Here is a 25297-nt window from a genome sequence, read left to right as displayed (position 1 = left end):
GCGGATTCGGCCGCAAATCTAACGTCGGGTGGCGATTGCGATTTGTGGTGTGCACAGGCCGCCGCGCAGTTCGATGTCGACGCCGGCGTGGTCGGCCAGTGCCCGCAGTGCCGCCGGGCTGTAGGCCCGCAGCGAACTGATGACGCCGTCGTGCACGAACGGTACGAACGGAGCCAGCGGCAGCATCGCGGCCAGCCGCATCAGGTGCAGTGGCGCCGGTGGCCGGGGTAGGTCGATGATGAGCAACTTGTCGGCCACGCGGGTGCCCTCTGCGAGGACCCGGGCAGCGGCAGCCGGGGGCAGGTGGTGGAATGACAACGCGAAAACGGCCAGGGCATAAGCACTGTCGGCCGCGTCGATGGCGGTGGCGTCCATGTCCCGCACCGTCACCCGAGGATCGGAACCGAGGTCACCGGCGGTGATGGCCGCGACCGAGTCCGGCTCCAGATCGGTCACCGTCAGAGTGGCCGTGGGGTGCATCTCCAGCACCTTCTTCGACAGCCCGCCATGGCCGGCCCCGAGCTCGAGTATCCGGGGATCGGGGACTTCGGCCACTTCGTCCATGACGATGAGGGCGAACCGTTCATGCAGCCCGAACCAATTGCCGGTGAGCTCCAATGCCCGCACCACACTGCGTTTGATCGCCGGGTTGATGTCGTCGCGGTCGAGATACTCGGGCTGGCCGGTCTGCAATGCGCGGTCCAGGCAGGACGCCTGCGGCCCGCCGCGGGGCATCCGGTCGATGTCGGTACTCACCCGAGTGCCGCTGTCAGGGTCGCCGGCACGTCGATGTCGGCCACGGCGAGGTTCTCCTCCAGATGAGCGACGGACGACGTACCCGGGATCAACAGCATGTTGGGCGCTGCGGCCAGTGTCCAGGCCAGTGCGACCTGTGCGGGTGTCCGGTCGAGTTCGCTTGCTGCCTTGTGGATTTCGGGATGACCGAGGACGGGGTTCTCCGGCACGAATGCCGACCCGAGCGGGAAGAAGGGGACAAACGCGATACCGCGTGCGGTGCAGGCGTCCAGCACCGGCTGCGAGGACCGGTCGAGCAGGTTGTAGGCGTTCTGGACGCACGCGACATCGGTGCGGTCCAGAGCGATCTCGAGGTGCTCGAGGGAAATACTGCTGAGGCCGATTCCGCCGATCAGCCCCTCGTCACGGGCCGCGATCATCGCGTCCAGCTGGCGGTCGAACAGCTCTCGGTCGACCTCGCCGGGCGCGCTGGGATCGCCGTCCGGACCCATCACGCGCAGGTTCACCGCGGCCAGCCGGTCAGTACCAAGGGTTTCCAGATTCTGCTCGATGGCAGCGCGCAGCTCGTCGGGTTGCTGCGCCGGTAGCCAGCTGCCGGTCTGGTCCCGGCGCGCACCAACCTTGCTGACCAGCGCGAGGCCCTGCGGGTACGGGTGCAGGGCCTCGCGGATCAGCTGGTTGGCGACGTCGGGGCCGTAGAACTGCGCGGTGTCGATGTGGTTGACACCGAGCGCGACGGCACGTTGCAGCACGGCGATGGCCTGCTCGTGGTCACGCGGTGGACCGAACACGCCGGGGCCGGGCAGCTGCATGGCGCCGAACCCGACACGGTGGACTTGGTATTCGCCGAGCGTGAACGTCGTCATGTCGCCAGGCTATCTCTAGTCGGACTCTCCGAGAATCTGGTAGATCTCGCGACGGGCGTTGTTCACGATATCCAGGATGCGTTGCTGCTGTTCGTCGTTCGCGGAATGCAGCGACTGGCCGACCGCACCGAACAGCTGGCCGAGCGCGTTGCGCAGGTTCAGGGCGGCCGGGTCGGCGCCTTCGGCGATCTCTTCCCAGGGCGCCATCTCGATCGCGTCGGCGACGGTGCGTCCTTCGGTGGTGAGCTCGAAAGTCTTCTTGCTGCCCCGGCTTTCGGTCGGCGCGATCAGGCCCTCGTCCTCCAGCAACTGAAGGGTCGGGTAGATCGAGCCGGGGCTGGGCTTCCACAGGCCGTCGCTACGTGCGGCGATCTCCTGCGTCATTTCGTAGCCATGCATCGGCCGCTCGGTGAGCAGCTTGAGGATGGCGGCGCGGACGTCGCCACGCCGGCTGCGGCCACTGCTGCGTCCGCGGCCGCCGTGACGTCGACCGCGGGGGCCGCCCGGCCCGAAGGGGCCGGCACCGAAGCCGGGTCCGAATCCTGGGCCGAAACCGAAACCAGGGCCGAAGCCGGGTCCGAAGCCGAAACCGGCGTCGCCGCGGTGTTCCTGCAGGTGGGCGCGGAATTGTTCGCGCATCTCACGACGTCCGTGGCCGCCGGGGCCGGCGAACCCGCGATGCGATGGGGTGAAGCCAAAGCCTGGATCGTCGAACGGGCGGCCGGGCGGGGTGAATGGGGTGTCCATAGATGTTTTCTCTCTTTCGGCGGGAGGCACCTTCCGCGCCTCCGATGCATTAACGATATATCGGTAACTATCGGAAGGCAACAGCTCGCTGAGAGTTGGCTGCGCGCAGCCCGCGCTGGGTGTGGTCGCGATTAAGGTGTGGCGATGGCGGTGAAGTGGCTGGACGGTCCCGAGGATCATGACTACGACGCAGCGGCCGATTACCTGACCATGCTGGCCTCCGAGGGCGAGGTGGCCAACGTGGTGGCGGCGCTGAAAACCGCGAAGACGACGACGCGGAAAGCGAAAGACATCCTGCGCGCGGCGCAGCTGCCGTTGTTGCCGGAGTCCAACGCCCATGTCAGGGCGGACCTGAGCAAGATCAGCGACGGCAAGAAGCTCTCACCAATCCTGTTGGTACGCGGCGATGTTCACAATGGTGCCCCATTGCAGATCGGCGACGGCTACCACCGGGTGTGTGCCAGCTACCTGACCGACGAGAACACCGACATTCCATGCCGGCTCGTGACATGGCAGTCCTGACCGCTGCGCAGACCGGCTGACAGATGGGCGACTTCGGATTCCATGCCCTGGCGCTGCTGGCCGTCATCGGACTGGCGGGACCACTGCTTGCGGCGGTGCCGAAGGTGCGGGTGCCAGTCATTGTCGGCGAACTCGCGGCCGGAATCGTGGTGGGGCGGACCGGGTTCGGCATCATCGATGCGGGTGACCCGACGTTCTCGCTGCTGGCAGACATCGGCTTTGCGCTGGTGATGTTCATCGTCGGCACCCACGTGCCGGTGCGCGACACGTCGTTACGCGGTGACCTGCCCAGAGCGCTGTTGCGTGCGATCGTGGTGGGCGCGTTCGCGGCAGCGTTCGGCACCGTCGTCGCGCAACTCTTCGGCACGGGCCACGCTCCGTTGTACGCGGTACTGATGGCCTCGTCCTCGGCCGCCCTGGCGTTGCCGGTCATCCAGTCACTGGGCCTGTCGGGACCTCCGGTGCTGTCCGTCACTGCCCAGATCGCGATCGCCGACGCCGCGTCGATCGTGTTGCTGCCGTTGGCGATCAATCCAGCCGGCGCACCGCGCGCGGCGCTGGGCGCACTGGCGATCGCTGGTTGTGCCGTACTGCTGTACGTCTTTCTGCGGTATGCCGCCAACCGGGGCTGGCTGCTGCGGATGCACAGGTACTCGCACCGCCGGCACCTGGCATTGGAACTCAGGATCAGCCTGATCGTGCTGTTCAGCCTTGCGGCGCTGGCGAAGTCGACGCACGTGTCGATCATGCTCGCGGGTTTTGCCCTGGGCCTGTGCCTTTCGGCCGTCGGCGAGCCGCGTCGGCTGGCACGCCAACTGTTCGGCATCACCGAAGGGTTCTTCGCACCGCTGTTCTTCGTCTGGCTGGGCGCCTCGTTGGAGGTTCGGGAACTGGGCGAACACCCGGGTTTGATCGGGCTCGGCGTGGCGCTGGGTGTCGGGGCGGTGCTTGCGCATCTCAGTGGCCGGCTGTTCGGGCAACCGCTGTCGCTCGGGGTGCTGGCGGCGGCGCAATTGGGTGTGCCGGTGGCTGCCGCCACGTTGGGGACCCAGCAGCATCTGCTGGGTCCGGGAGAGCCGTCGGCGTTGATTCTCGGCGCGTTGGTGACCGTCGCAGGGAGCTCGGTCGCCGGCGTCATTGCCAAGCGTGGGCAGCAAACAGTCGCGCCCTGAATCGCCCGGTGCCATCCGGCTCGACGCGCTGTCTCAGCATGTGGACGCCAGCCGCGAGAGGGATGCTCCTGAGGGAGCGTCTGCGGCTATGACTGACGCTCGCGCAAGTTCCGCGTAGCGAAATTTGCTGGACGCGCAATTTCTCGACGAATTCACTTTGCGGTCCACAGCGGATTCCGCCATGTGACGTGCGTCTCTCGACCCTGTGAAGTGCCTGTGACGTGGTCGACGCTGATTTGGGCGGTGCAACTGGCCAAATTTGCTGATTCTGTAGAAGGGCTAACTTGCCTGCTAAAGCAGCAATCTAACGCAATTGACAATTTCGTCAGGTGTCAATTTTCATTAGCTGAAAAATGCCCCGGATGGTCAAAAACACCCATTTACAAGGGGTAAGTTTTTGCCTCACACGGGTGTCGCGATAACTGGGAGGATCTAAATGCAGCTCACAATGAAGCCGTATCTCACTGCGGGCGTTGCCCTCGCAGGAGCAAGCGTGATTGCTGTGGCGCCGGTGGTGCCACAGACCGCAACGCATCTGCCGGCAGTTCCGCATGTCCAGGTCGCCGATGTGCAGTTGACGGCATTGGTCAACCCGATCGTGGCGCTGGGGAACATCTACAACGCCCTGGCCGAGACGGTCGGGCAAACCAGCTACATGGTGGAGACCACGGTGAATCCGTTGGTGCGCCAGGTGGTGCTCGATGCGAACTACGGTGTGCAGCAGGGCATGCAGTTGATCGGCAACATCACCGGCGCGACGTTCACCCTCGGCGGCGCGCTGCCGGGCACGCTCGCCAACGTGGTGGGCAACCTGGGCACCCTCAATGTCAACGGTGCCATCGACTCGCTGGTGGGAGGGCTGCTTCCGGGCGGCCTGCAATTGATCACCGGAATCAACGGTCCGGTGCAGAACATCCTGCAGCAACCGCTGGCGGTGGGTGAGGCATTGGTGCCCGCGGTACTCGATTCGGTTACCGCCTTGGTCGCCGGTTTGGCGATTTCGACCGTCGGAATCGGATGCGGGTCGTGCACCGGAACCACTCCGGTGGTTCAGCAGGTGGTCAACAGTGTGACGGGAATTCTGCAGTCGGTACTCACCCTGAATCCGGGCGCCATTTACAACGGCGTGCTCAACAATGTCGTGAGCCTGGTGCAGAACATTCAGAAGAATGTCACGGATTTTGAAACCGGGACCGTTCCCTACATCGTGAATCGGATCATCACGGCGCTGAACGTGAATCCGAACGCCCCTGGCGGCGTCACCGTGCCCGCTGCCGCGGCGCCGGTTGCGGCACTGGCGGCGACCACGACGGCCGAGACCACGAAGACGGCGACGGAGTCCTCCGCTGCCGGGTCGGCTGACGCGGTGACGACGACGAAGAAGGCGGCCGCGGCAACCGCGGCGAGCTCGACCGAGGCGGCACCGGCCACCGATACGGCAAAGGCCACGTCCACCAAGGCTGCCACCGATACCAAGGCTGCTACTGACAGCACGGCCTCGGCTACGGACACCAAGGCTGCTACGGACACCAAGGCTGCTATGGATACCAAGGCTGCTACGGATACCAAGGCTGCTACGGATACCAAGGCCACCGACACCAAGGCCACGGACGCGAAGGCTGCTACGGATACCAAGGCCACCGACACCAAGGCCACGGACGCGAAGGCTGCTACGGATACCAAGGCCACCGACACCAAGGCCACGGACGCGAAGACCACGACCAAAGGCGCCGACGCTAAGGGCACCGGCACCGGTAGCACGGCCACTGGTACCACGGGCACCGACAAGGTGACGACGCCAAAGGACAGCGCGCCCAAGACCAAGAAGGCGCAGAACCCTGTGTCCCAGGTGGCGAAGTCGATCGCCAGTGCGGTGAAGGGTGCTACCAAAGCGGCGCCCAAGGGCACGTCCGACGGCAAGTAGTCGATTACCTGACTGTGGCCCCACTGCCGAAAGGCGGTGGGGCCACAGTGTATTCAGCGACTATTGCTGCCCGCGGAAGGCGGCGGCCACGATCGCCGCGGCCGCCAGGGCCAGTGCCGCCGCAGTCGCTGCGGTGGCACCGATCCCCGAATCGAAGGCGATGCGCGCCGACTCCATGAGGTGACTGCCGAGTTCGGTCGGCAGGGTTCGGGCCACCGCGATGGCGCCGCCGATGCTCTCTCCGGCGTCCGCCGACTGTCCGGGCGAAAGCGCCCCGGGCAGTTCGACATTCGCACGGTAGAACGCGGTGAACATGGTGCCCAGCCCGGCGGTGCCGATCACGGCACCCAACTCATACGCGGTCTCCGACACCGCTGACGCCGCGCCGGCCTTCTCGGGCGGCACCGATGCCACGATGGTGTCGTTCGAGATCGTCTGCGACACACCGACGCCCAACTCGAGCAACATGAACGACGCGATGACCCCGACCACGGTCAGGTCGTGGCGGAACAGCACGATCAGCAGGAAGCCGGCGGCCACCAGGAGCAGGCCGGTCACCATCAGCTTCTGCGGCGCGAACCGCTTGGTCAGCCGCACCACGGCAATGCCGGCGATCGTCGATGCTGCCGCGCCCGGAAGCATGACCAACGCGGCGGTCAGCGGGTCCAGTCCGAGCACCAGCTGCAGGTGCTGCGAGATGAAGAACAGGAACCCGATGAGGCCGACCATCGACAGGAAGTTGGCCAGAATCGACGCGGTGAAGGGGCCGTGGCCGAACAGTCGCATGTCGAGAATCGGTGTGGCACTGCGGTTCTGTCGGCGCACGAACCAGACGCCCGCGGCGATGCCGAGAGCGACGGCCGCCAGCGTCAGCGTCGAGATGCCGTCGTGTGCGGCGGTCTTGATCGCCCACACCACCGGCAGCATCGCCACCAGCGACAGCAGCACGCTGAGCGCGTCGACCGGGCCTGGATTCGGATCCCGTGATTCAGGCACCAGTTTGGGTGCCAGCACCAGTAGCGGCAGCAGGATCGGGACGGCGATCATGAAGACCGCACCCCAGTGGAAGTGCTGCAGCACCAGACCGCCGACGATCGGGCCCAGCGCCGAGCCCGCCGCGAAGCACGACGCCCAGATGGCGATGGCGAGCCGGCGCGACGTGGCCTCGGTGAAGATGTTGCGGATCAGCGACAGGGTCGAGGGCATCAGCATGGCGCCGAACACCCCGAGCGCGGCACGCGCCGCCACCAGATAGCCGGCGCTGGGCGCGAATGCCGCGGCAGCTGAGATGGCGGCGAATCCGACGGCGCCGATGAGCAGAAGCCGGCGCCGGCCGAACCGGTCGCCGAGGCTGCCCATGGTCACCAAAAGGGTTGCCAGCACCAGCGAATAGATGTCGACGAGCCACAACTGGGTGGCGGCCGACGGGCGGAAGTCTTCGGCGATGCGGGGCAGAGCGAAGGCCAGCACTGTGTTGTCGATGGAGATGAGCAGCACGGGCAGCATCAGTACTGCCAGCGCCCACCAATGACGCCCTGGGGTCCGGTTCGTCACGTCGTTCGTGACGAGACTGGTGGACATGGGAACTCCTTAGCTGTTCATGCGGCGGCTGTCCGAGCCGAAGTCAGCATGAAATGTGTTGAAGCGAAGCAAACTCGGGCGGATCAGGACTGATCCGGGGTGATGGTGCCGGCCGTCAGGCTGGCCATGATGGCGTCGACGATCTCGACCCGCGGCGCGATGTTCCGGCGCAGTGCCTCGTATCCGGCGTCGAGCAGGGCCCAGAAAACCAGGCGCGGCCACTCCGGTGGGCTGGTCTGCGGTCGTGCCGAAACCCGCGCCAGCACTTCGGCTATCGCCTCGTCGCCGGTATCGAGGATCGCGGACAGGTCCGGGTCGGCCACGATGGTCGGCTCGTTGTAGACGAAGGGCACGATGGGCCCGAGGTCCAGCTGGGATTCGACCACGCGGCGCAGCGCCGCGAGCGGGGGACCGCACGCGGGTTCGGCTTTGTCGATGGCGGTGTTGCTCATCTCATGGACGTACAGGGCGACGGCACGGATCAGCTCGGAGCGTTCGGCGAAGTACCGGTGCAACGTGCTGCGGCCCACGTTCGCGGCGGCGGCGATGTCGCTCAACGACGCTGCGGGGTTGGTCGCCAGAACGGAGGTGGCGGCATCGAGGATCGCCTTCCGGGTACGCGAACGCACACCGGTGTCGAACGATTGCAACTCAGCCATGCATCAAAGATAGCGCAATGTGGCCTAAAATGGGACATATGTGTCCCATTGCACCGGGCAGCGCTGATTGAACAGGCATTTCGCGCGGCGGTTGCTGCGGGAATCTGGTTCAACCCGGCGGCTCCGGGGTACTCGCACAGTGTCATCTGCAGCGTCAAAAAACTACACTTGACGGTATCTATTACTGATTTTGTTGGGTTGTTTCCGGAGGCGGGCCATGGCCACGTACAGGAAGATTGCATCGACAACAGCACTCGCCGCGGGCCTGGTGGCTGCGGTTCTGGGTATCGGTTCGGGAAGTGCGAGCGCCTCGCCGGCGCATGACCCGGGCCTGATCCCCATGGACCACGGTTGGGGCGGCGACGATTGGGACAACCACCACGGTTGGGGCTGGGGCCACCGCGGTTGGGGCGACGATCAGGGCTGGGGTGCTGGCCCCGGGTGGCCGCCGCCATGTGTGACCGTGCCGTTCGTCAGCATCTGCGCATAAGGCTTCACGCACGAGTTTCTCGGGTCGGTTGGCGACGCGGGCCGTCGACGCCTGGGCGGGTGATCGGCCGCAGCCGCTGAAACAAGAAGGCCCCGACCAGATTTCCCTGGTCAGGGCCTTGCTCACTTGTCGGGGTGGCGGGATTCGAACCCACGACCTCTTCGTCCCGAACGAAGCGCGCTACCAAGCTGCGCCACACCCCGTGTGAAGCTTCGACAGCCTATCGCACGGGTGCCCCCAGAAGCCAAACGGCCCTTTGCAGGTGAGGTAACCGCAGGTGGATGGGCGCAGCGGTGAAAATCACGTCCACCGGAGGGATGGAATTTCGCGCATCGTGGGTTTAATCAAGTGACTGTGGTGAACAACAGCCGAACACGAGAAAGCGAGGAACGATCATGACCGGATTGGGAGCCCTGCTCTACTGCGGATTTTTCGGTCTCGCAGCGCTGTGGCTGTTCTTCACCTCTGACTACCGCGCAGCCATGCGGATGGGTCAGTCCCAGCGGCCGGAGCGCTCGAATTCCGCCAGTGCCGCCACGGCTTCGCTGGAATCGAGCCCGCGGCTGCTGACCCACGCGTCGTCGAAGTAGGTGTCGGCGTAGCGGTCGCCACTGTCCGCCAGGAGCGTCACCACCGATCCACTCCGGCCGTGCGCCACCATGTCGGCCAGGAGCCCGAACGCACCCCAGATATTCGTCCCCGTGGACGGGCCTACCCGTCGGCCCAGAACCTTGCTCACGTGCCGCGCTGCGGCCACTGAGGCGGCATCCGGGACGCACACCATGGCATCCACCACCCCGGGCAGGAACGACGGCTCCACCCGAGGCCGTCCGATGCCTTCGATACGCGACGACGCGCCGGTGAACACGTCCCGGTCGCCCGTGGCCCACGACGGATAGAACGCCGAATTCTCCGGATCCACCACGCACAGCCGGGTGGCGTGGCGCCGGTAGCGGAGGAACCGCCCGATCGTGGCGCTGGTGCCGCCGGTGCCTGCGCCGACCACGATCCACTCGGGGATCGGATGGGCCTCGTCACGCAGTTGCGAGAAGATCGACTCCGCGATGTTGTTGTTGCCCCGCCAGTCGGTGGCCCGCTCGGCATTGGTGAACTGATCCAGGTAGTGGCCGCCGGTCTCGTGCGCCAGCCTTTCCGCCTCGGCATACACCTGAGACGACTGCTCGACGAAATGGCAACGGCCACCCTGGTTTTCGATCAACTCGACCTTGCTCGCGCTGGTCGACGTCGGCATCACCGCGATGAACTCCAGGCCCAGCAGCGCCGCGAAATACGCCTCGGACACTGCCGTCGAACCGGACGACGCCTCGATGACCGTCGTCTGCGGACCGATCCAGCCGTTGCACAACCCGTACAAGAACAGCGACCGGGCCAGCCGGTGCTTGAGGCTGCCGGTGATGTGCGTGCTCTCGTCCTTGAGATACAGCTGCACGTCGACGTCTGCGCTCCACGCGGCCGGCAATGGATAGCGCAGGAGGTGGGTGTCGGCGCTGCGCCGGGCATCGGCCTCGATCAGGCGGACGGCATCGTCGACCCAGCCGCGGTCGACGCTGCGTGCCGCCACCGGTGAGGTCACCGTGCGGAGACGGCCGGCTGCGTCACGTCGGCGTGGATGCCGCTGTGCCCGCCGCCGGTCGGTGCGGCCACCAGAGTCAGCAGCGTCACCTCGGGCCGGCAGCAGAAGCGCACGGGCGTATACGGCGATGTGCCGAGGCCCGCGGAGACGTGCAGCTGCGTGTGCGCGCCCCAGCGGGACGGGCCCTTCGCCCGGGAGGTGTCGATGTCGCAGTTGGTCACCACCGCGCCGTAGAACGGGACGCAGAGCTGCCCGCCGTGCGTGTGCCCGGCCAGCACCAGCTGGTAACCGTCGTCGGCGAACCGGTCCAGCACCCGGGTGTACGGCGCGTGGGCGACGCCCAGCGACAGATTGGCCGCCGGGTTGGGCCGCCCGGCGATGGTGTCGTACCGGTCGCGGTCCAGATGCGGATCGTCGACGCCGGCCACGGCGATGAGCTGGCCGTTGACCTCGATCTCGCGCCGGGTGTGGGTCATGTCCAGCCAGCCGCGCTCGGTGAACGCGGCACGCAGGTCCTGCCACGGCAGCGGCCGACCGGTGATCCGCTTGTGCTTGCTGAACAGATAGTTGGCCGGGTTCTTCGGCTTCGGTGCGAAGTAGTCGTTGCTGCCGAACACGAACACCCCGGGTACCGCCAGCAGATCGCCCATCGCCTGCACCACGGCCGGCACCGACTTGGGGTGCGAGAGGTTGTCGCCGGTGTTGACCACCAGATCCGGCTCCCAGCGGGCCAGCTCGCGCAGCCACGCCTGCTTGCGGCGCTGCGCGGGCATCATGTGCAGATCGCTCAGATGCAGCACCCGCAGGGGCGACGAACCGGGTGTCAGCACCGGCATGGTGACTTCACGGACCACAAATGCGTTGCGTTCGACCAGCGACGCGTAGGCGAGGCCTGCAGCCAGTGTTCCGGCGACGCTGACGGCGGCATTGCGGGCGATGGCAGACATGCAGGCAGCCTACTTGCTCAGTGCTGCAGTTGACCCGTTGTCGCTGGTCATCGTTAGAAAGCCCACAGGGTTGGCTTATGTGGTTCTGAGGTTTGGGCCGAGCCTACGGGGGTGGCGGCCCGAGCACCGGCACGGTGATGGGCGGCAGGCCCGGAATCTCCACGACCGTCGATCCGATCTGCACCGGCGGCAAGCCGTCAAGTCCCGGAATCCCTACTGGCGGTGGCGGCGGAGGCGGCGGCGCGATGCCGTTGCTGACCTGGATCGTGACGATGGATCCGGGGATGGTCTGGCCCGACGGGGAGCTGCCGACCACCTGACCCGACGGCGCGGTGCTGTTCACCCACGACGGCTGCGGGGCCAGTTGGAAGCCGGCCTCCTTGATGCGGTTCTGCGCCATGTCGAGGTCCATACCCGCGACACTCGGCACCTTGGAGCCCGGCCCGCCGTCGACGTAGCGCGGGTCGGTGGGCGGCATCACCACGCCCGGCGGGGTGAACTGCTTCATGGCGGTGAACCAGGTCCGGGCGGGTTCGTGGCCACCGTAGAGATCACCGCGGCCGCACTGTCGCAGTGGGAACGAACACAGATCGGAAGGCGTGCTGGAGTCGTCGTAGATGTAGTTGGCGGCGGCGTAGGCGCTGGTGAAGCCGAGGAACGCCGACGACCGGTGCGCCTCGGTGGTACCCGTCTTGCCGGACACCGGCAATGTCCAGCCCACCGACTGCGCGGCGCCGGCACCGGTGCCGCTGATGGCGTCCTTGCTCATCGCGTTGGCCAGCGTGTTGGCCAGGCCCTCGGGGACCGCCTGCTCGCAGGTCTGGGTGGTCACCGAGACCTCGTTGCCGTGCCGGTCGAGCACCTTGTCCACCGGGTTCGGCGGGCACCAGGTGCCGCCCGAGGCCAGCGTGGCCGCGACGTTCGACAGTTCGAGGGCATTGACTTCGAACGGGCCGAGAGTGAACGAACCGATGTTCTGCCGCTTGATGAAGTCGGACAGGCTCTCGTTGCTGTTCGGGTCGTACGGGCGTGCGGTGCCCGGGTCGGCGTAGGAACGCAGACCCAGCTTCACCGCCATGTCGACGGCGCGGGCGACGCCGATCTGCGAGATCAGCTTGGCGAACGCGGTGTTCGGCGACGTCGCCAGCGCTTCGGTGACGTTCATGCTGCCCCGGTAGCGCCCGTCGTTCTCGACGCACCACTTGTCCTTCGGGCAGCCCTTGGCACCACCGCTGCCCAGGCCCTTGGCCTCGAACCGGCCGGGCACGTCCAGCTGGGCGTTGATGCCCATGCCCATGTCCAGAGCCGCGGCGGTGGTGAAGAGCTTGAAGATGGAGCCCGCGCCGTCGCCAACGAGCGAAAATGGTTGCGGCTGCATGGTTTCCCCGGCCGAGGTGTTCAGGCCGTAGGTCCTGTTGCTGGCCATCGCCACCACCTGGTGGTTGTCCTTGCCGGGCCGGATGACGCTCATGACGCTGGCGATGCCGTCGATGCCGGGGGAGGCGATGCCGTCGATCGACGACTTGACGGAGTTCTGGATGTCGGGGTCGAGCGTGGTGCGGATCAGGTAGCCGCCCTTGGCAACCTGGTCCTTACTGATGCCCGCCTTCGACAGATAGTCGAGCACGTAGTCGCAGAAGAAGGCGCGGTCCGCGGCGGCGATGCAGCCGCGCGGCAGCTGGTTGGGCTGCGGCAGGATGCCCAGGGGCTCCGCCTTGGCGGCCCGCAGGGCGTCGGCCTCCTGGGGAACGTTCTGGATCATGGTGTCCAGCACCAGGTTTCGACGGGCCAGGGCGCCGTCGGGGTTGACGTATGGGTCCAGTCCGCTGGTGGACTGCACCATGCCGGCGAGGAGCGCGGCCTGCTGCCAGTTCAGCGCAGAGGCGTTGATGCCGAAGTACGTCTGGGCGGCGTCCTGGATGCCGAACGCACCATTGCCGAACGACACCAGATTGAGGTAGCGCGTCAGGATCTCGGACTTGGTGAAGGTCTTGTCGAGCGTCAGCGCCATGCGGATCTCACGCAGCTTGCGGGCCGGGGTGGTCTCGATGGCGGCCCGTCGTTCGGCGTCGCTCTGGGCGACCACGAGCAGTTGGTAGTTCTTGACGTACTGCTGCTCGATGGTGGATCCACCGCGCGTATCGGCGGAACCGGACATGTAGCCGGACAGGCCCGTCAGGGTGCCCTTCCAGTCCACCCCGTTGTGCTCGGCAAACCGTTTGTCCTCGATCGAGACGATGGCGAGCTTCATGGTGTTGGCGATCTGATCGCTCGGGACCTCGAAACGGCGCTGCGAATACAGCCAGGCGATCGGGTTGCCTTTGACATCCACCATGGTGGATACGGCCGGCGCATCGCCTTCGACCAGCTGGGCCGAGCCGTTCGCCACGACATCGGACGCCCGGTTGGACATCAGTCCGACACCCCCGATGAGCGGGAACATCATCCCGGCGAGCACCACGGCGGCGAGCAGACAGCACCACGTCATCTTGATGACGGTGACCGCGGTCGGCGGACGATTCTGCGGTCGCTCGGACATGGGGTACAGCGTAGCGACCGTCGTAGCCGGCAGCCGAGTGCTGGTCGATTACCACGTCATCGGGGCAACCAGGGGACTGCGACACGGGCAAAAATTAACGTTTGGACACACGTCCCAAAAAAGCGACCTCTGACCCATTGCGCAATAGGCCCCTGACCACCTAACTTGAACACACAATGCGATCTAGGTAACACTACTAGCCGCAATGTGGCGTAGATCGCATCAGCGATCTACTTGGGAGGACACGACCGTCGGGAGACGGTATGACGAAGGGATCGCTGGTGGCAGGTACACAGCCAGTATTTCGCGCGGCAATCGCTCCCCATGCCGGAAACGGCGCGATACAGGGCGTGGTCCAACCTGAAGCAGAAGCCCGAATCGCCTGGGTCTCCCAAGCCCGTTGCCGACAGGCCGACCCGGATGAGCTGTTCGTCCGCGGCGCCGCACAGCGCAAGGCCGCCGTCATCTGCCGGCATTGCCCGGTGATCGTCGAATGCGGTGCCGACGCCCTCGACAACCGAGTCGAGTTCGGCGTCTGGGGCGGCATGACCGAGCGCCAGCGTCGCGCCCTGCTCAAGCAGCACCCCGAGGTGGTGTCCTGGGCCGAGTTCTTCGCGACCCAGCGCAAGCATCGCAACGCGGTCTAAATCTCTTCTCGCGCAGCGTATTAACTGCGGTTTGTGGCGGTTTTTCGGCGGCTTCATCGCATGTCCGGCCTAGAAAATACCGGCGGTGACCCGATCTGCGGCCAGACAAGTCGAACCCCTTGCGGCTCAACGGCGGTCCGGTGCAGTTGAGTCCGGCATTGCAGGTGTCGTCGTCGGTGATCGCGATCGACGACGGGCGATGGCTGTTCGCGTCCGTCGACATCGCCCCGAGCCCGTGCATCACCACGGACATGGTGCGGGCCCGCTATCCGGCCTTGGCGACGTCGCCGGTGATCTGATCGGCGATGGCCCGCAGCGCCTCCAGATCGGACACCTCGAAGGGCAGTGACGGCACGCCCACCAACGCCACATGCGGGTTGGCCCCGGTGAACCGCGACAGCAGCCGCACCTCACGCTTGGAGATGACGGTGCGGTTCGCGTGGATCCGCAGCGTCGCCGCGGCCAGCGCGTCGGCGTCCTGGCCGGACTGCTCCAGCTTGCCGGCGGCCTCGTCGGCCGCATCGGCGGTCAGGTCGCACAGCATGGGGTGTGTGCGGTTGAGGATCAGGCCGGCCAGCGGCATCTGTTCCTGAGACAGCCGGTCGACGAAGAACGACGCCTCACGCAGCGCGTCGGGCTCGGCGGCAGAGACCACGACGAACCGGGTGCCGGGACGCTTGAGCAGTTCGTAGGTGCGGTCGGCCTTCTCGCGGAACCCACCGAACGTCGCGTCCAGAGACTGCACGAAACCGGCTGCGTCGGAAAGCATCTGCGAACCCAGCACGGTGGACAGGGCCTTCATCGCCAGGCCCATGGCCCCGGTGACGAGGCGGCCGATGCCGCGGCCCGGACCGAGCAGCAGGCGCCACAGGCGGCTGTCCATGAAGTTGCCCAGCCGCTTCGGCGCGTCCAGGAAGTCCAGCGCATTGCGCGACGGCGGGGTGTCGACGACGACCAGATCCCACTTGTCCTCGGCCAGCAGCTGGCCGAGCTTCTCCATCGCCATGTACTCCTGCGTGCCCGAGAGCGACGTGGCGACCGTTTGGTAGAACTGGTTCTCCAGGATCGCGTCGGCCCGGTCCTCGCCCGAGTACTGCAGCACCATCTCGTCGAAGGTGCGGCGCATGTCCAGCATCATCGCGTAGAGCTCGCCCGGCACCTCCGGCGCCAGCGGCACCCGCTGCGGGGTGTTGCCGAGATCCTTGATGCCGAGGGCCTGCGCCAGGCGCTTGGCCGGGTCGATGGTCAGCACCACGACGGTGCGGCCGTACTCGGCGGCCCGTAGCGCCATCGCGGCGGCCGTGGTGGTCTTGCCGACGCCGCCCGCGCCGCAGCACACCACGACGCGATTGGCGGTGTCGGACAGGATCGCGTGCATGTCCAGCTTCAACAGGTCATGGCCTGGCTTGCCGCTCATTTGGTGCCAACCCCTTGCTGCTCGAGCGCTTCGGCGAGTTCGTACAGGCTGCCCAAGTCAACCCCGTCGGGCAGGGCGGGCAGTTCGAGGCGGGGCACTTCGAGGGCGTCGAGCGCCTCGGCGCTCTCGGCGCGCGCCATCATGCGCGTCGCGTGCTGGATGGTCTCGGTGAGCAGTCCGGCGAAGTCGTTGTCGGACAGGGTGATTCCGGCGTCGGCGAGGCCGGCGCGCACCGCGTCGGCGTCGACGACGCCCTCGGCGGCCTTCGTCAGATCCTCCGTCGACAGGTACGCCGGGATGGTGCGGTTGACGATGACGCTGCCGATCGGCAGATCCAGCTCCCGCAGTTCCTCTATGGCCTCCAGGGTCTCCTGTACAGGCAGCGCCTCGAGCAGCGTAACCAGGTGGATGGCGGTGAGCTCCGAGTGCAGCAGCTTCACGACGCCGTCGGCCTGGGAGTGCACCGGGCCACCCTTGGCGAGATCCGAGACGGCCTTGGTGACGTCGAGGAAGCGGGAGATGCGGCCCGTCGGCGGGGCGTCGACCACGACGGCGTCATAGGGACGCTGTCCCTTGAGTTCCTTGGCGGTCTTGCCGCCTCGGACGACGACCTCCTTGATCTTGCCGGTGAGCAGGACGTCACGCAGGCCGGGGGCGATCGTGGTGGCGAACTCGACGGCGCCGATGCGCTTCATGGCACGGCCCGCGATGCCGAGGTTGTAGAACATGTCCAGGTATTCCAGGAATGCGGCCTCGGTGTCGATGGCCAGCGCGTTGACCTGCCCGCCGCCCTCCGCGGTCGCGATCTTCTGCTCTCCGTACGGCAGTGGCGGCACGTCGAAAAGCTGGGCGATGCCCTGGCGCCCCTCGACCTCTACCAGCAAGACGCTGCGGCCGCCGGCGGCCAGCGCCAGCGCCAGCGCGGCGGCGACGGTGGTTTTGCCGGTGCCGCCCTTGCCGGTGACGAAATGGAGGCGCGCCTGGTCCAGGCGCGCGGGCCAACCGGTATGGGGTTGGCCCGTGGATTCGGAGGTCACCCCAGCATGTTAACCATGCGGTACCCCTCGGCCGATAAGCTCGGCGGCATGAGCGAACCGACCCGGTGGGAGTACGCCACCGTCCCGTTGCTGATCCACGCCACCAAGCAGATCCTGGACCAGTGGGGCCAGGATGGATGGGAGCTGGTGTCGGTACTGGCCAACCCGAGCGGTGAGCAGCACGTGGCCTACTTGAAGCGGCCGAAGTGAGCGTCTCGGACCGGCTCGCCGAGCTCGGCATCGAGCTGCCGGAAGTTGTTGCGCCCCTGGCGTCGTACGTCCCCGCAGTCCGGACCGGAAACCTCGTCTACACCTCGGGGCAGCTGCCCATGCAGGGCGGCAAGCTGCCGGCCGAGGGCAAGGTCGGCGGTGATGTCAGTGCCGAGGACGGCAAGGCCCTGGCCCGGATCTGCGGCCTCAACGCCCTGGCCGCCGTACACGCGCTGGTCGGCATCGACTCGGTGGTGCGGGTGGTCAAGGTCGTCGGCTTCGTCGCCTCGGCGCCCGGCTTCAACGGGCAACCCGCGGTGATCAACGGGACGTCCGAATTGCTGGGCGAGGTGTTCGGCCCGGCGGGAGCGCACGCCCGGTCGGCCGTCGGGGTTTCCGAGTTGCCGTTGAATGCGCCGGTTGAGGTGGAACTCATCGTCGAGGTTGCATGAGCCATCCGGCGTATGGCGTGCTGAGGCCGGTGACGGAATCGGCCGCGGTACTTCTATGCGACAACCCGGGGATCATGACGCTCGACGGCACCAACACCTGGGTGCTGCGCGGGCCCGGTAGCGACGAGATGGTCGTCGTCGACCCCGGACCCGATGACGACGCGCACCTCGAACGGATCGCTGCGCTGGGCAAGATTCCGCTGGTGCTGATCAGCCACAAGCACGACGACCACACCGGCGGCATCGACAAGCTGGTCGGCATGACCGGGGCAGTGGTGCGGTCGGTGGGCAGCGGGTTCCTGCGGGGCCTGGGTGGACCGCTCTCCGACGGCGAGGTGATCGACGCCGCGGGCCTGCGGATCAAGGTGATGGCGACGCCGGGGCACACCGCGGACTCGCTGTCTTTCCTCGTCGACGACGTCAGGGGCGAGCGCAGCGACGGGAAGGGTGCCGTCCTCACGGCCGACACCGTCCTCGGCCGCGGCACCACCGTCATCGACAACGAGGACGGCAGCCTGCGCGACTACCTGGAATCACTGCGGCGGCTGCAAGGTCTGGGCGGACGGACCGTCCTGCCCGGGCATGGCCCCGACCTCGCCAACCTGGCTGAGGTCACGGCCGTGTACCTGGCCCACCGCGAGGAACGGCTGGACCAGGTGCGGGGCGCCCTGCGGGTGCTCGGTGACGAGGCGTCGGCGCGGCAGGTGGTCGAGCATGTCTACACCGATGTCGACCAGAAGCTGTGGGACGCCGCGGAGAAGTCGGTCCAGGCCCAGTTGGACTACCTGCGGACTGCTCAGTAAGGCCAAACGCCGATGCCCCCGACACGCTGTGCGTGCGGGGGCATCGGCGGAACTTCCTCGCGCTGAGCCGTACTCGCGCGTTACCTCGCTCGGCGGGCCAGCCGCTCCGAGTCGGAGATCAGCACGCTCTTGCCCTCGAGCCGGATCCAGCCGCGGTGCGCGAAGTCGGCGAGTGCCTTGTTCACGGTCTCGCGCGAGGCGCCGACGAGCTGGGCGATCTCTTCCTGGGTCAGGTCGTGCGTGACGCGCAGGGCGCCACCCTCCTGCGTGCCGAACCGCTGGGCCAGCTGCAGCAGCTGCTTGGCCACCCGACCGGGCACGTCGGTGAAGATCAGGTCGGCCAGGTTGTTGTTGGTGCGGCGCAACCGGCGCGCGAGCACGCGCAGCAGCTGCTCGGCGATCTCCGGGCGGTCGGCGATCCACGCACGGAGCGCTTCACGGTCCATCGAGACCGCCCGCACCTCGGTGATGGTGATGGCGCTCGAGGTCCGGGGACCCGGGTCGAAGATCGACAGCTCACCGAACATGTCCGACGGACCCATGATGGTCAGCAGGTTCTCCCGGCCATCCGGTGACCGGCGGCCGATCTTCACCTTGCCGGAGATGATGATGTAGAGGCGGTCGCCGGGCTCGCCCTCGGCGAACACCGTGTGTCCGCGGGGGAAGTCGACCGGCTGCAGCTGTTTGGTCAGTGCGGATACCGCGGTGGGCTCGACGCCCTGGAAGATTCCGGCCCTCGCCAGGATCTCGTCCACGTTGCTCCCTAAGGCTGGTGAGTGATAAAAAACGCGCGCAAGCTAGCCAGTGAACTGGTTAACAAAGTCAGTCTAGTGGTAAGCCGTTTCGCAACCAGCCACGCTACACACGATTCGTCTGGCGAGTCTCGCGAAATTGCGGATTGCTCGCATAGTGGGCATACGCGCGGCTGGGTAATTCGGGCTCACCGAAGGCTCCGAGCGGGTTGTCGCGCGTGAGCGACGGGGCCGCCAGCGCACGGGGTTCCTCGAATCGGGGTGCCGATCGGTGCGGCAGTGTGCCCGCGGCTGCGGCCTGCTGTGACCAGGCGGTTTTGACCTTGTCGACGAACGCCTTGACGTCGGCCGCGGTGTAGGTCTCCTTGGACGTATCGAGCATGGCTTCGAGGCGGCTCAACCCGAAGGTTGCCACCATGAGCAACCCGGGAATGCACACAACCAGCAACCAGGACACACGCAGAAGTAAACACGCCGAATGTCTCAGGGTGATCACGAAACGACGCCGGTCAAAGTATCCTTACCAACTTCTCTCAGTACGCTTACCGGCGTGCCTGTGCGACGATCCACCGCAAAATACGACCGCGAAACCCACCTGGGTCTGGTGCGTCGCGCCCGGAGAATGAATCGCGAACTGGCGCAAGCATTTCCGCACGTCTACTGCGAGCTGGACTTCACCACTGCGCTGGAGCTCGCGGTGGCCACCATCCTGTCGGCGCAGTGCACCGATAAGAGAGTGAACCTCACGACACCGGCGCTGTTCGCCAAGTACCCGACCGCGCTGGACTACGCGCAGGCCAACCGGACCGAGCTCGAGGAACTGATCCGGCCCACCGGCTTCTACCGCAACAAGGCAGCGTCGATCATCGGGCTGGGCCAGGAACTGGTGACCCGCTTCGACGGCGAGGTGCCGGACACCCTGGACGAGCTGGTCACGCTGCCCGGCGTGGGCCGCAAGACCGCCAACGTCATCCTCGGCAATGCCTTCGACGTCCCGGGCATCACGGTGGACACCCACTTCGGGCGGCTGGTGCGGCGCTGGCGCTGGACCGCCGAGGAGGACCCGGTCAAGGTGGAACACGCGGTCGGGGAGTTGATCCCGCGTAAGGAGTGGACCCTGCTGTCGCACCGCGTGATCTTCCACGGGCGCCGGGTCTGCCACGCCCGCACGCCGGCCTGCGGCGTGTGCGTCCTGGCCCGCGACTGCCCGTCCTACGGCACCGGGCCGACAGATCTGGCGACCGCTGCGGCGCTGGTCAGGGGGCCGGAGACCGAGCATCTGCTGGCACTGGCCGGGATCACCGAGTGAGTCGGTCGACTCGCTGGACCGTGGTGGTGCTGGCCGTGTTCGCCGTTCTCGGGGTGGCGCTGTGGCGGCAACTGGGCGACCAGACCGCGTCCGGGCCGTCGGGCCAGCAGACCGGCCAGTTGAACGGCGCCCGGGCGCATCGCGACGCCGACACCCCGGCGGCGCTGGCCGGGCCGCGGGCCAAAGCGGCCCTGCCGCCGTGTCCCACGCCTCTGGGCGGACCCGGATCGGGGGCCCTGCAGGGCATCACGGTGGACTGCGCGGGTGACGGCGCGCCTGTCGACGTCGCGAAGGCCGTCGCCGGCCGGGCCGTGGTGCTGAACCTGTGGGCCTACTGGTGTGGACCCTGCACCGATGAACTGCCGGCGCTGGCCGAGTATCAGCGCCGGATGGGCACGAAGGTGACGGTGCTGACCGTGCACCAGGACGAGAATGAGACGGCCGGGCTGCTGCGCCTGGCCGAACTGGGTGTCAAACTGCCGATGCTGCAGGACGGCCGGCGGCTAATCGCGGCGGCGCTGCGCGTGCCCAACGTGATGCCTGCGACCGCGGTGCTGCGCCCGGACGGTAGCGTTGCTGAGGTCCTGCCCCGGTCGTTCACCAGTGCCGATGAGATCGCCGCGGCGGTGAACCCACAGTTAGGAGTGTCGGGGTGAACATGCTGAACCCGCAGGCCGCCCCGGCGTGGCTTCGGCCACTTGTCGACAACGCCCCGGACCTGCCGCAGGCCTACCGCCGCCGGGTGCCGGCCAGCGTGCTGGCGGCCATCACGGCCGCGGGCGCCACGGCGACATTGACCGGAACCAAACGCGACGCCGCGGTCCTGGTGCTGTTCTCGGGGGCGCCCGACGCCCCGGCGGGCGCCCTGCCGCCCGATGCCGACCTGCTGGTCACCGTCCGCGCGTCGACGTTGCGGCATCATGCCGGGCAGGCGGCGTTCCCGGGTGGCGCGTCCGATCCGGGGGATGGCGGTCCCATCGGCACCGCACTGCGCGAGGCGACCGAGGAGGCCGGTATCGACGCCTCACGGCTGCACGTGCTGACGACGCTGGACCGAATGTTCATCCCACCCTCGGGTTTTCACGTGGTCCCGGTACTCGCCTACTCACCCGACCCCGGCGACGTCCTCGCTGTCGACCCGGCGGAGACGGAAATCGTCGCGCGGGTTCCGGTGCGCGCCTTCGTCAATCCCGAGAACCGGTTGATGGTGTACCGCAAGGAGAACACGCGGCGGTTCGCCGGCCCGGCATTTCGGCTCAACCAGATGCTGGTGTGGGGCTTCACCGCTCAGGTGATCTCCGCGATGCTCGACGTCGCAGGCTGGGCTCAGCCGTGGAACACCGACGTCGTCGAGGAACTGGACGCGGCAATGGCGCTGCTGGGGGACTCCAACGGCTACCGTGTGGATCAACCATGACACCTTCACAATGGCTGGATCTGGCCGTTCTGTCCGTCGCATTCGTCGCCGCCGTCTCGGGCTGGCGGTCCGGGGCGCTGGGCTCTCTGCTGTCTTTTCTCGGTGTGGTGCTCGGGGCGGTGGCCGGTGTGCTGCTCGCGCCGCATGTCGTGGCGCACGTCGACGGCGCTCGTAGCAAGCTCTTCGTCGCCCTGTTCCTGATCCTTGGCCTCGTCGTCGTCGGCGAGATCGCCGGTGTGGTGCTGGGCCGCGCGGTCCGCGGCGCCATGCGCAACGAGGTGGTGCGCGGATTCGACTCGGTGGTCGGCATGGCTCTGCAACTGGTCGCGGTCCTGGTCGCCGCCTGGTTGCTGGCCACCCCGCTGACATCGTCGGACCAGCCGAATCTGGCTGCGGCGGTCAACGGCTCGCGCGTGCTGTCAGAGGTCAACGATGTCGCACCGGCCTGGCTGAAGCGGGTGCCCACGCGGCTTTCGGCGCTGCTGAACACCTCCGGCCTGCCGTCGGTGTTGCAGCCGTTCGGCCGTACCCCGATCGTCAGCGTCTCGGCTCCCGACCCCGCGCTCGTGGGCGATCCGGCGGTGGCCGCCGCCAAGGGCAGCGTCGTGAAGATCCGCGGCGTCGCGCAGAGTTGCCAGAAGGTGCTCGAGGGCACTGGATTCGTCGTGGCGCCGGGCCGGGTGATGTCCAACGCCCACGTGGTGGCCGGCTCCAACAGCGTCACCGTCCAGGTCGACGACAAGAGCTACGACGCCAAGGTCGTCTCCTACGACCCTGAGGCCGACATCTCGATTCTCGATGCGCCCGACCTGTCCGCGGCGCCGCTGAAATTCGACAAGCAGGAAGCTCAGACCGGTACCGGCGCGGTGGTGATGGGCTATCCGGGCGGTGGTGAGTTCGCCGCGACCCCGGCCCGCATCCGCGAGATCATCAAACTCAACGGGCCGGACATCTACCACTCCACGACCGTCACACGCGAGGTCTACACCATCAGAGGCAATGTCCGCCAAGGCAATTCGGGTGGCCCGCTGATCGATGGCAGTGGCAAGGTGCTCGGTGTCGTGTTCGGCGCCGCGGTCGACGACGCCGACACCGGCTTCGTTCTCACCGCCGACGAGGTGGCCAAGCAGATGGCCAAGGTCGACAACCAGGACGCGGTGCCGACGGGAAAGTGCATCTCAGCCGGGTAGCTGGTGCAGGAACGTCGACAGCTCCGAGGTGACGGTCGACGGCTGCTCTTCGTGCGCGAAATGCCCTGCGCCGGTGACGGATACGAAGCGGGTCTGCGGAGCGTAGCGCTGGGTCCGGCGGACCGGGTCGTCGAGCACGTAGGGATCGGCGGTGCCGTGCAGATGCAGGATCGGTACCGCGGTGCGCTGCTTCATCGCGCGCATGAAGCGCCGGCCCTCGCCGCGGACCTGACTGCGCGCCGCCCAGCGCTGGTACTCCAGCGCCGAGTGGGCGGCCGACGGAATCTGAATCGCGGTACGCAGGTGTGTGGCCGCCTGCGCGAAATCCTCCGACGCCGGCCAGGCGGCGCCGGCGCGGCTGCGGACCAGCTGCTCGACGGCGGCGCCGTTATGGCGCGTGAGGACATGTTCGGGCCACCACGGCACCTGATTGCGCAGCATCGCGGGCAGCAGGGCCGCGCGCTGGCCCCGGTCGGTCAGCGTCGAGGACCGTAGCGCCATCGGGTGCGGTGAACTGACCAGCGCGATACCCCGCACCGCCCGCGGATGCAGCATCGCCGTGGCCCAGCAGACCAGGCCACCGTCGGCGTGCCCCACCAGCACGGCCGAATTGTGCCCCAGTGCTCGCACCAGGCCGGCGGTGTCCCCGGCCAACGTCCACCCGTCATAGCCGGTCGGCGGCTTGTCGCTGTCGCCGTAGCCGCGCAGGTCCACGGCGACCACCCGGGCACCGCGCAGGTCGCGCAGCTGATTGCGCCACGAGTACCAGAACGAGGCGAACCCGTGCAGCAGGATCACCAACGGGCGCTCCGCGTTGGAGGAACCGTCCGCGTTCCGATGGTCGGGCTCCGAGCTCTCGCCCTCCACTACATGGAAGCGGATCCCGTTTGCGTGCACCTGCAGGTGTCGCCACGGACCGTCGATCCGGACGACCGACGGATCGGGCGGCGGCACTACCAGCCTGAGGTGTCGCTGGAAGCCGTGCGGGCGATGCTCTGACTCGAGGACTTGTCGTGGCCTGGCGTCAGCGCCACCTTGGCCTCCTTGACCGTGGCGATGGTGTCCCGCGGCCCACGGATCTTGCGGACCTTGAGGAAGCCCAGGAACGCGAGCGCACCGGTCGTCAGCACCATGAGTGCGAAGATGATGAGGTACGACGCCCAGCTGGGTAGCCACAGCTCCAGCAGCGAGCCGAGGAAGAAGAAGAAAAAGAACGTCGAGTAGAACAGCACCACCAGCGCGGCGATGAACAGGACGCTGCCGGTCAGGCCCTTCTTCACATCAGCGGTGATCTCGGCACGCGCCAGCTCGACCTCGGCGCGCACCAGCGTCGACATCTGCGCGGTGGCTTCCTTGACCAGATCGCCGATCGACGGATCAGCCTTGGGTGCATGGGGATCCACCAGCGGGATCGAGGTCACCGTGGCTGGAACTGCGCCATTCTTGCGATCGCCATTGCTCACGAACACGTCCTCCCGGCGTCGGTGTAGTCCTGGCATATGTTGCCACGTGGGGCGCCGGTTAACGATCCCGGCCAGCGATACACTGCCCCGATGCGTTTGGCACCCCTGTTCGCGACGGCCATTGCCCTCCTCGGCGTCTCGGCGGGGGTGCCGGCACACGCCGATGTACCGGTGCCGCTCGGCGGTGGCTCGGGCATCGTCGTCGACGGAGACACCTTCTGCACCCTCACCACCATCGGGCACGACAACCGCGGCAAGCTCGTCGGCTTCACGTCGGCGCACTGCGGCGGCCCGGGCCACGAAGTGGCGGCCGAGGGCGCCGAGAACCGCGGCAACCTGGGCGTCATGGTGGCCGGCAGCCAGCCCCTGGACTACGCCGTCATCGAATTCGACCCGGCCAAGGTGCAGCCGCTGAACAACGTCAACGGATTCCAGATCGACGGCATCGGTCCGGACCCGGCGTTCGGCCAGGTGGCGTGCAAACTGGGCCGCACGACCGGCTACACCTGTGGCGTCACCTGGGGTCCGGGACAGGACCCGGGCACCATAGTCGACCAGGTGTGCGGCCAGCCGGGCGACTCGGGTGCGCCGGTCACCGTCGACAACAAGCTGGTCGGCATGATCCACGGGGCCTTCAGCGATGACCTGCCGACGTGTGTCGTCAAGTACGTGCCGTTGCACACCCCGGCCGTGACGGTGTCGATCAATGCGGTGATCTCCGACCTCGACGCCAAGAACCGCCCGGGCGCGGGTTACGTCCCCATCGCCTGACGATACGAAAAAGTCCCCCAGCGTGATGTTGG

Annotated in this window: 28 protein-coding genes and 1 tRNA gene; 14 read left to right on the top strand and 15 right to left on the bottom strand. The window is 67.1% G+C overall.

Annotation, left to right across the window (positions count from 1 at the left end; translation table 11 throughout):
• Positions 1–18: 18 nt before the first annotated feature.
• The 3 genes from ACX12F_RS26550 to ACX12F_RS26540 are packed head-to-tail and all read right to left on the bottom strand — an operon-like array spanning position 19 to position 2369.
• Positions 19–735 carry a methyltransferase domain-containing protein gene (locus ACX12F_RS26550; RefSeq protein ID WP_459370521.1) on the bottom strand — a complete coding sequence of 239 codons (717 nt, stop codon included), beginning with the start codon at positions 733–735 and terminating at the stop codon, positions 19–21.
• 17 nt (positions 736–752) lie between these two features.
• Positions 753–1622 (bottom strand): oxidoreductase, encoded by an 870-nt coding sequence (locus ACX12F_RS26545; RefSeq protein WP_459367224.1) that lies wholly within the window; start codon positions 1620–1622, stop codon positions 753–755.
• A 15-nt stretch (positions 1623–1637) separates the two neighbouring features.
• The gene (locus ACX12F_RS26540; protein ID WP_459367223.1) at positions 1638–2369 is read right to left on the bottom strand and encodes a PadR family transcriptional regulator; all 732 of its coding nucleotides are present in this window, start codon (positions 2367–2369) and stop codon (positions 1638–1640) included.
• A 144-nt stretch (positions 2370–2513) separates the two neighbouring features.
• On the opposite strand from ACX12F_RS26540, the gene ACX12F_RS26535 reads away from it, so the two are divergent.
• From ACX12F_RS26535 to ACX12F_RS26525, 3 genes are all read left to right on the top strand, one after another.
• Positions 2514–2891, top strand: a complete 378-nt coding sequence (locus ACX12F_RS26535; protein ID WP_459367222.1) for a hypothetical protein — start codon at positions 2514–2516, stop codon at positions 2889–2891.
• A 23-nt stretch (positions 2892–2914) separates the two neighbouring features.
• The gene (locus ACX12F_RS26530; RefSeq protein ID WP_459367221.1) at positions 2915–4063 is read left to right on the top strand and encodes a cation:proton antiporter; all 1149 of its coding nucleotides are present in this window, start codon (positions 2915–2917) and stop codon (positions 4061–4063) included.
• A gap of 436 nt (positions 4064–4499) precedes the next feature.
• A complete protein-coding gene (locus ACX12F_RS26525) occupies positions 4500–5987 on the top strand; it encodes a hypothetical protein (RefSeq protein WP_459367220.1) in 1488 nt (495 codons plus the stop codon).
• A 60-nt stretch (positions 5988–6047) separates the two neighbouring features.
• Here ACX12F_RS26525 and lfrA read toward each other — a convergent pair whose 3' ends face one another.
• Both lfrA and ACX12F_RS26515 read right to left on the bottom strand, forming a co-directional pair.
• Positions 6048–7568, bottom strand: coding sequence for an efflux MFS transporter LfrA (lfrA, locus tag ACX12F_RS26520; RefSeq protein WP_459367219.1), 1521 nt, complete (start codon positions 7566–7568; stop codon positions 6048–6050).
• Between the two features lie 83 nt (positions 7569–7651).
• Positions 7652–8227 carry a TetR/AcrR family transcriptional regulator gene (locus tag ACX12F_RS26515; protein WP_459367218.1) on the bottom strand — a complete coding sequence of 192 codons (576 nt, stop codon included), beginning with the start codon at positions 8225–8227 and terminating at the stop codon, positions 7652–7654.
• Positions 8228–8444: 217 nt separating this feature from the next.
• Here ACX12F_RS26515 and ACX12F_RS26510 point away from each other — a divergent pair, with 217 nt between their 5' ends.
• Positions 8445–8717 carry a hypothetical protein gene (locus tag ACX12F_RS26510; RefSeq protein WP_459367217.1) on the top strand — a complete coding sequence of 91 codons (273 nt, stop codon included), beginning with the start codon at positions 8445–8447 and terminating at the stop codon, positions 8715–8717.
• 129 nt (positions 8718–8846) lie between these two features.
• Here the strand turns inward: ACX12F_RS26510 and ACX12F_RS26505 are convergent.
• The 4 genes from ACX12F_RS26505 to ponA2 form a co-directional block, all read right to left on the bottom strand.
• A tRNA-Pro gene (locus tag ACX12F_RS26505) sits at positions 8847–8920 on the bottom strand.
• Between the two features lie 290 nt (positions 8921–9210).
• Positions 9211–10311 carry an L-cysteine desulfhydrase Cds1 gene (gene cds1 / locus ACX12F_RS26500; RefSeq protein WP_459367216.1) on the bottom strand — a complete coding sequence of 367 codons (1101 nt, stop codon included), beginning with the start codon at positions 10309–10311 and terminating at the stop codon, positions 9211–9213.
• On the bottom strand, positions 10308–11258 hold the full coding sequence (locus ACX12F_RS26495) for a metallophosphoesterase (RefSeq protein WP_459367215.1): 951 nt from the start codon (positions 11256–11258) through the stop codon (positions 10308–10310). Before ACX12F_RS26495 ends, cds1 begins: the two co-directional genes overlap by 4 nt.
• 103 nt (positions 11259–11361) lie before the next feature.
• Complete coding sequence (gene ponA2, locus ACX12F_RS26490; protein WP_459367214.1) at positions 11362–13797, bottom strand: transglycosylase/D,D-transpeptidase PonA2; 2436 nt, start codon at positions 13795–13797, stop codon at positions 11362–11364.
• A 281-nt stretch (positions 13798–14078) separates the two neighbouring features.
• On the opposite strand from ponA2, the gene ACX12F_RS26485 reads away from it, so the two are divergent.
• Both ACX12F_RS26485 and ACX12F_RS26480 read left to right on the top strand, forming a co-directional pair.
• Complete coding sequence (locus tag ACX12F_RS26485; protein ID WP_459370520.1) at positions 14079–14444, top strand: WhiB family transcriptional regulator; 366 nt, start codon at positions 14079–14081, stop codon at positions 14442–14444.
• 140 nt (positions 14445–14584) lie between these two features.
• Positions 14585–14743 (top strand): hypothetical protein, encoded by a 159-nt coding sequence (locus tag ACX12F_RS26480; RefSeq protein WP_459367213.1) that lies wholly within the window; start codon positions 14585–14587, stop codon positions 14741–14743.
• Here the strand turns inward: ACX12F_RS26480 and ACX12F_RS26475 are convergent.
• Positions 14710–15861: an ATPase BagB gene (locus ACX12F_RS26475; protein WP_459367212.1), complete on the bottom strand. Its 1152-nt coding sequence runs from the start codon at positions 15859–15861 to the stop codon at positions 14710–14712. The genes ACX12F_RS26480 and ACX12F_RS26475 overlap by 34 nt on opposite strands.
• Positions 15858–16898: an ATPase BagA gene (locus tag ACX12F_RS26470; protein ID WP_459367211.1), complete on the bottom strand. Its 1041-nt coding sequence runs from the start codon at positions 16896–16898 to the stop codon at positions 15858–15860. The genes ACX12F_RS26475 and ACX12F_RS26470 overlap by 4 nt, the downstream gene beginning before the upstream one ends.
• A 48-nt stretch (positions 16899–16946) precedes the next feature.
• Here ACX12F_RS26470 and ACX12F_RS26465 point away from each other — a divergent pair, with 48 nt between their 5' ends.
• The 3 genes from ACX12F_RS26465 to ACX12F_RS26455 are packed head-to-tail and all read left to right on the top strand — an operon-like array spanning position 16947 to position 18363.
• Positions 16947–17108, top strand: a complete 162-nt coding sequence (locus tag ACX12F_RS26465; RefSeq protein WP_090562576.1) for a Sp36 family protein — start codon at positions 16947–16949, stop codon at positions 17106–17108.
• Positions 17105–17560 carry a RidA family protein gene (locus ACX12F_RS26460; protein WP_459367210.1) on the top strand — a complete coding sequence of 152 codons (456 nt, stop codon included), beginning with the start codon at positions 17105–17107 and terminating at the stop codon, positions 17558–17560. Before ACX12F_RS26465 ends, ACX12F_RS26460 begins: the two co-directional genes overlap by 4 nt.
• Entirely contained in the window at positions 17557–18363 is an 807-nt protein-coding gene (locus tag ACX12F_RS26455) for an MBL fold metallo-hydrolase (protein ID WP_459367209.1), read from the top strand. Before ACX12F_RS26460 ends, ACX12F_RS26455 begins: the two co-directional genes overlap by 4 nt.
• A gap of 80 nt (positions 18364–18443) precedes the next feature.
• On the opposite strand, the gene crp is transcribed toward ACX12F_RS26455, so the two are convergent.
• Positions 18444–19118, bottom strand: a complete 675-nt coding sequence (gene crp, locus ACX12F_RS26450; protein WP_020100982.1) for a cAMP-activated global transcriptional regulator CRP — start codon at positions 19116–19118, stop codon at positions 18444–18446.
• Positions 19119–19221: 103 nt separating this feature from the next.
• Positions 19222–19572 carry a hypothetical protein gene (locus ACX12F_RS26445; RefSeq protein ID WP_459367208.1) on the bottom strand — a complete coding sequence of 117 codons (351 nt, stop codon included), beginning with the start codon at positions 19570–19572 and terminating at the stop codon, positions 19222–19224.
• Positions 19573–19593: 21 nt separating this feature from the next.
• Here ACX12F_RS26445 and nth point away from each other — a divergent pair, with 21 nt between their 5' ends.
• Genes nth through marP form a run of 4 tightly spaced genes read left to right on the top strand, consistent with a single transcriptional unit; the run spans position 19594 to position 23031 of the window.
• Positions 19594–20424: an endonuclease III gene (gene nth / locus ACX12F_RS26440; RefSeq protein WP_459367207.1), complete on the top strand. Its 831-nt coding sequence runs from the start codon at positions 19594–19596 to the stop codon at positions 20422–20424.
• Positions 20421–21080, top strand: coding sequence for a TlpA family protein disulfide reductase (locus ACX12F_RS26435; protein ID WP_459367206.1), 660 nt, complete (start codon positions 20421–20423; stop codon positions 21078–21080). The genes nth and ACX12F_RS26435 overlap by 4 nt, the downstream gene beginning before the upstream one ends.
• Before the next feature lie 2 nt (positions 21081–21082).
• Positions 21083–21841 carry an NUDIX hydrolase gene (locus tag ACX12F_RS26430; protein WP_459370519.1) on the top strand — a complete coding sequence of 253 codons (759 nt, stop codon included), beginning with the start codon at positions 21083–21085 and terminating at the stop codon, positions 21839–21841.
• Entirely contained in the window at positions 21838–23031 is a 1194-nt protein-coding gene (gene marP / locus ACX12F_RS26425) for an acid resistance serine protease MarP (RefSeq protein ID WP_459367205.1), read from the top strand. Before ACX12F_RS26430 ends, marP begins: the two co-directional genes overlap by 4 nt.
• Here marP and ACX12F_RS26420 read toward each other — a convergent pair.
• Together ACX12F_RS26420 and ACX12F_RS26415 are read right to left on the bottom strand one after the other, a co-directional pair.
• On the bottom strand, positions 23020–23985 hold the full coding sequence (locus ACX12F_RS26420) for an alpha/beta fold hydrolase (RefSeq protein ID WP_459367204.1): 966 nt from the start codon (positions 23983–23985) through the stop codon (positions 23020–23022). The genes marP and ACX12F_RS26420 overlap by 12 nt on opposite strands.
• Positions 23985–24494 carry a phage holin family protein gene (locus tag ACX12F_RS26415; RefSeq protein ID WP_459367203.1) on the bottom strand — a complete coding sequence of 170 codons (510 nt, stop codon included), beginning with the start codon at positions 24492–24494 and terminating at the stop codon, positions 23985–23987. Before ACX12F_RS26415 ends, ACX12F_RS26420 begins: the two co-directional genes overlap by 1 nt.
• Before the next feature lie 90 nt (positions 24495–24584).
• Between ACX12F_RS26415 and ACX12F_RS26410 the strand changes: the two genes are divergently transcribed.
• Positions 24585–25265 carry a S1 family peptidase gene (locus tag ACX12F_RS26410; RefSeq protein WP_459367202.1) on the top strand — a complete coding sequence of 227 codons (681 nt, stop codon included), beginning with the start codon at positions 24585–24587 and terminating at the stop codon, positions 25263–25265.
• Positions 25266–25297 lie beyond the last annotated feature (32 nt).

The sequence above is a fragment of the Mycolicibacterium sp. HS_4_1 genome, from assembly GCF_054515875.1.
This window is presented reverse-complemented; position numbering and strand designations above follow the sequence as displayed.

Coding starts and splice junctions, on each gene's coding strand:
- lfrA (WP_459367219.1), bottom strand. CDS start 7,568: ATGTCCACCAGTCTCGTCACGAACGACGTGACGAACCGGACCCCAGGG.
- ACX12F_RS26540 (WP_459367223.1), bottom strand. CDS start 2,369: ATGGACACCCCATTCACCCCGCCCGGCCGCCCGTTCGACGATCCAGGC.
- ACX12F_RS26515 (WP_459367218.1), bottom strand. CDS start 8,227: ATGGCTGAGTTGCAATCGTTCGACACCGGTGTGCGTTCGCGTACCCGG.
- ACX12F_RS26455 (WP_459367209.1), top strand. CDS start 17,557: ATGAGCCATCCGGCGTATGGCGTGCTGAGGCCGGTGACGGAATCGGCC.
- ACX12F_RS26430 (WP_459370519.1), top strand. CDS start 21,083: ATGCTGAACCCGCAGGCCGCCCCGGCGTGGCTTCGGCCACTTGTCGAC.
- ponA2 (WP_459367214.1), bottom strand. CDS start 13,797: ATGTCCGAGCGACCGCAGAATCGTCCGCCGACCGCGGTCACCGTCATC.
- ACX12F_RS26475 (WP_459367212.1), bottom strand. CDS start 15,861: ATGAGCGGCAAGCCAGGCCATGACCTGTTGAAGCTGGACATGCACGCG.
- ACX12F_RS26545 (WP_459367224.1), bottom strand. CDS start 1,622: ATGACGACGTTCACGCTCGGCGAATACCAAGTCCACCGTGTCGGGTTC.
- ACX12F_RS26495 (WP_459367215.1), bottom strand. CDS start 11,258: ATGTCTGCCATCGCCCGCAATGCCGCCGTCAGCGTCGCCGGAACACTG.
- ACX12F_RS26465 (WP_090562576.1), top strand. CDS start 16,947: ATGAGCGAACCGACCCGGTGGGAGTACGCCACCGTCCCGTTGCTGATC.
- marP (WP_459367205.1), top strand. CDS start 21,838: ATGACACCTTCACAATGGCTGGATCTGGCCGTTCTGTCCGTCGCATTC.
- ACX12F_RS26535 (WP_459367222.1), top strand. CDS start 2,514: ATGGCGGTGAAGTGGCTGGACGGTCCCGAGGATCATGACTACGACGCA.
- ACX12F_RS26530 (WP_459367221.1), top strand. CDS start 2,915: ATGGGCGACTTCGGATTCCATGCCCTGGCGCTGCTGGCCGTCATCGGA.
- ACX12F_RS26510 (WP_459367217.1), top strand. CDS start 8,445: ATGGCCACGTACAGGAAGATTGCATCGACAACAGCACTCGCCGCGGGC.
- ACX12F_RS26410 (WP_459367202.1), top strand. CDS start 24,585: ATGCGTTTGGCACCCCTGTTCGCGACGGCCATTGCCCTCCTCGGCGTC.
- nth (WP_459367207.1), top strand. CDS start 19,594: ATGTCTCAGGGTGATCACGAAACGACGCCGGTCAAAGTATCCTTACCA.
- ACX12F_RS26525 (WP_459367220.1), top strand. CDS start 4,500: ATGCAGCTCACAATGAAGCCGTATCTCACTGCGGGCGTTGCCCTCGCA.
- ACX12F_RS26550 (WP_459370521.1), bottom strand. CDS start 735: ATGCCCCGCGGCGGGCCGCAGGCGTCCTGCCTGGACCGCGCATTGCAG.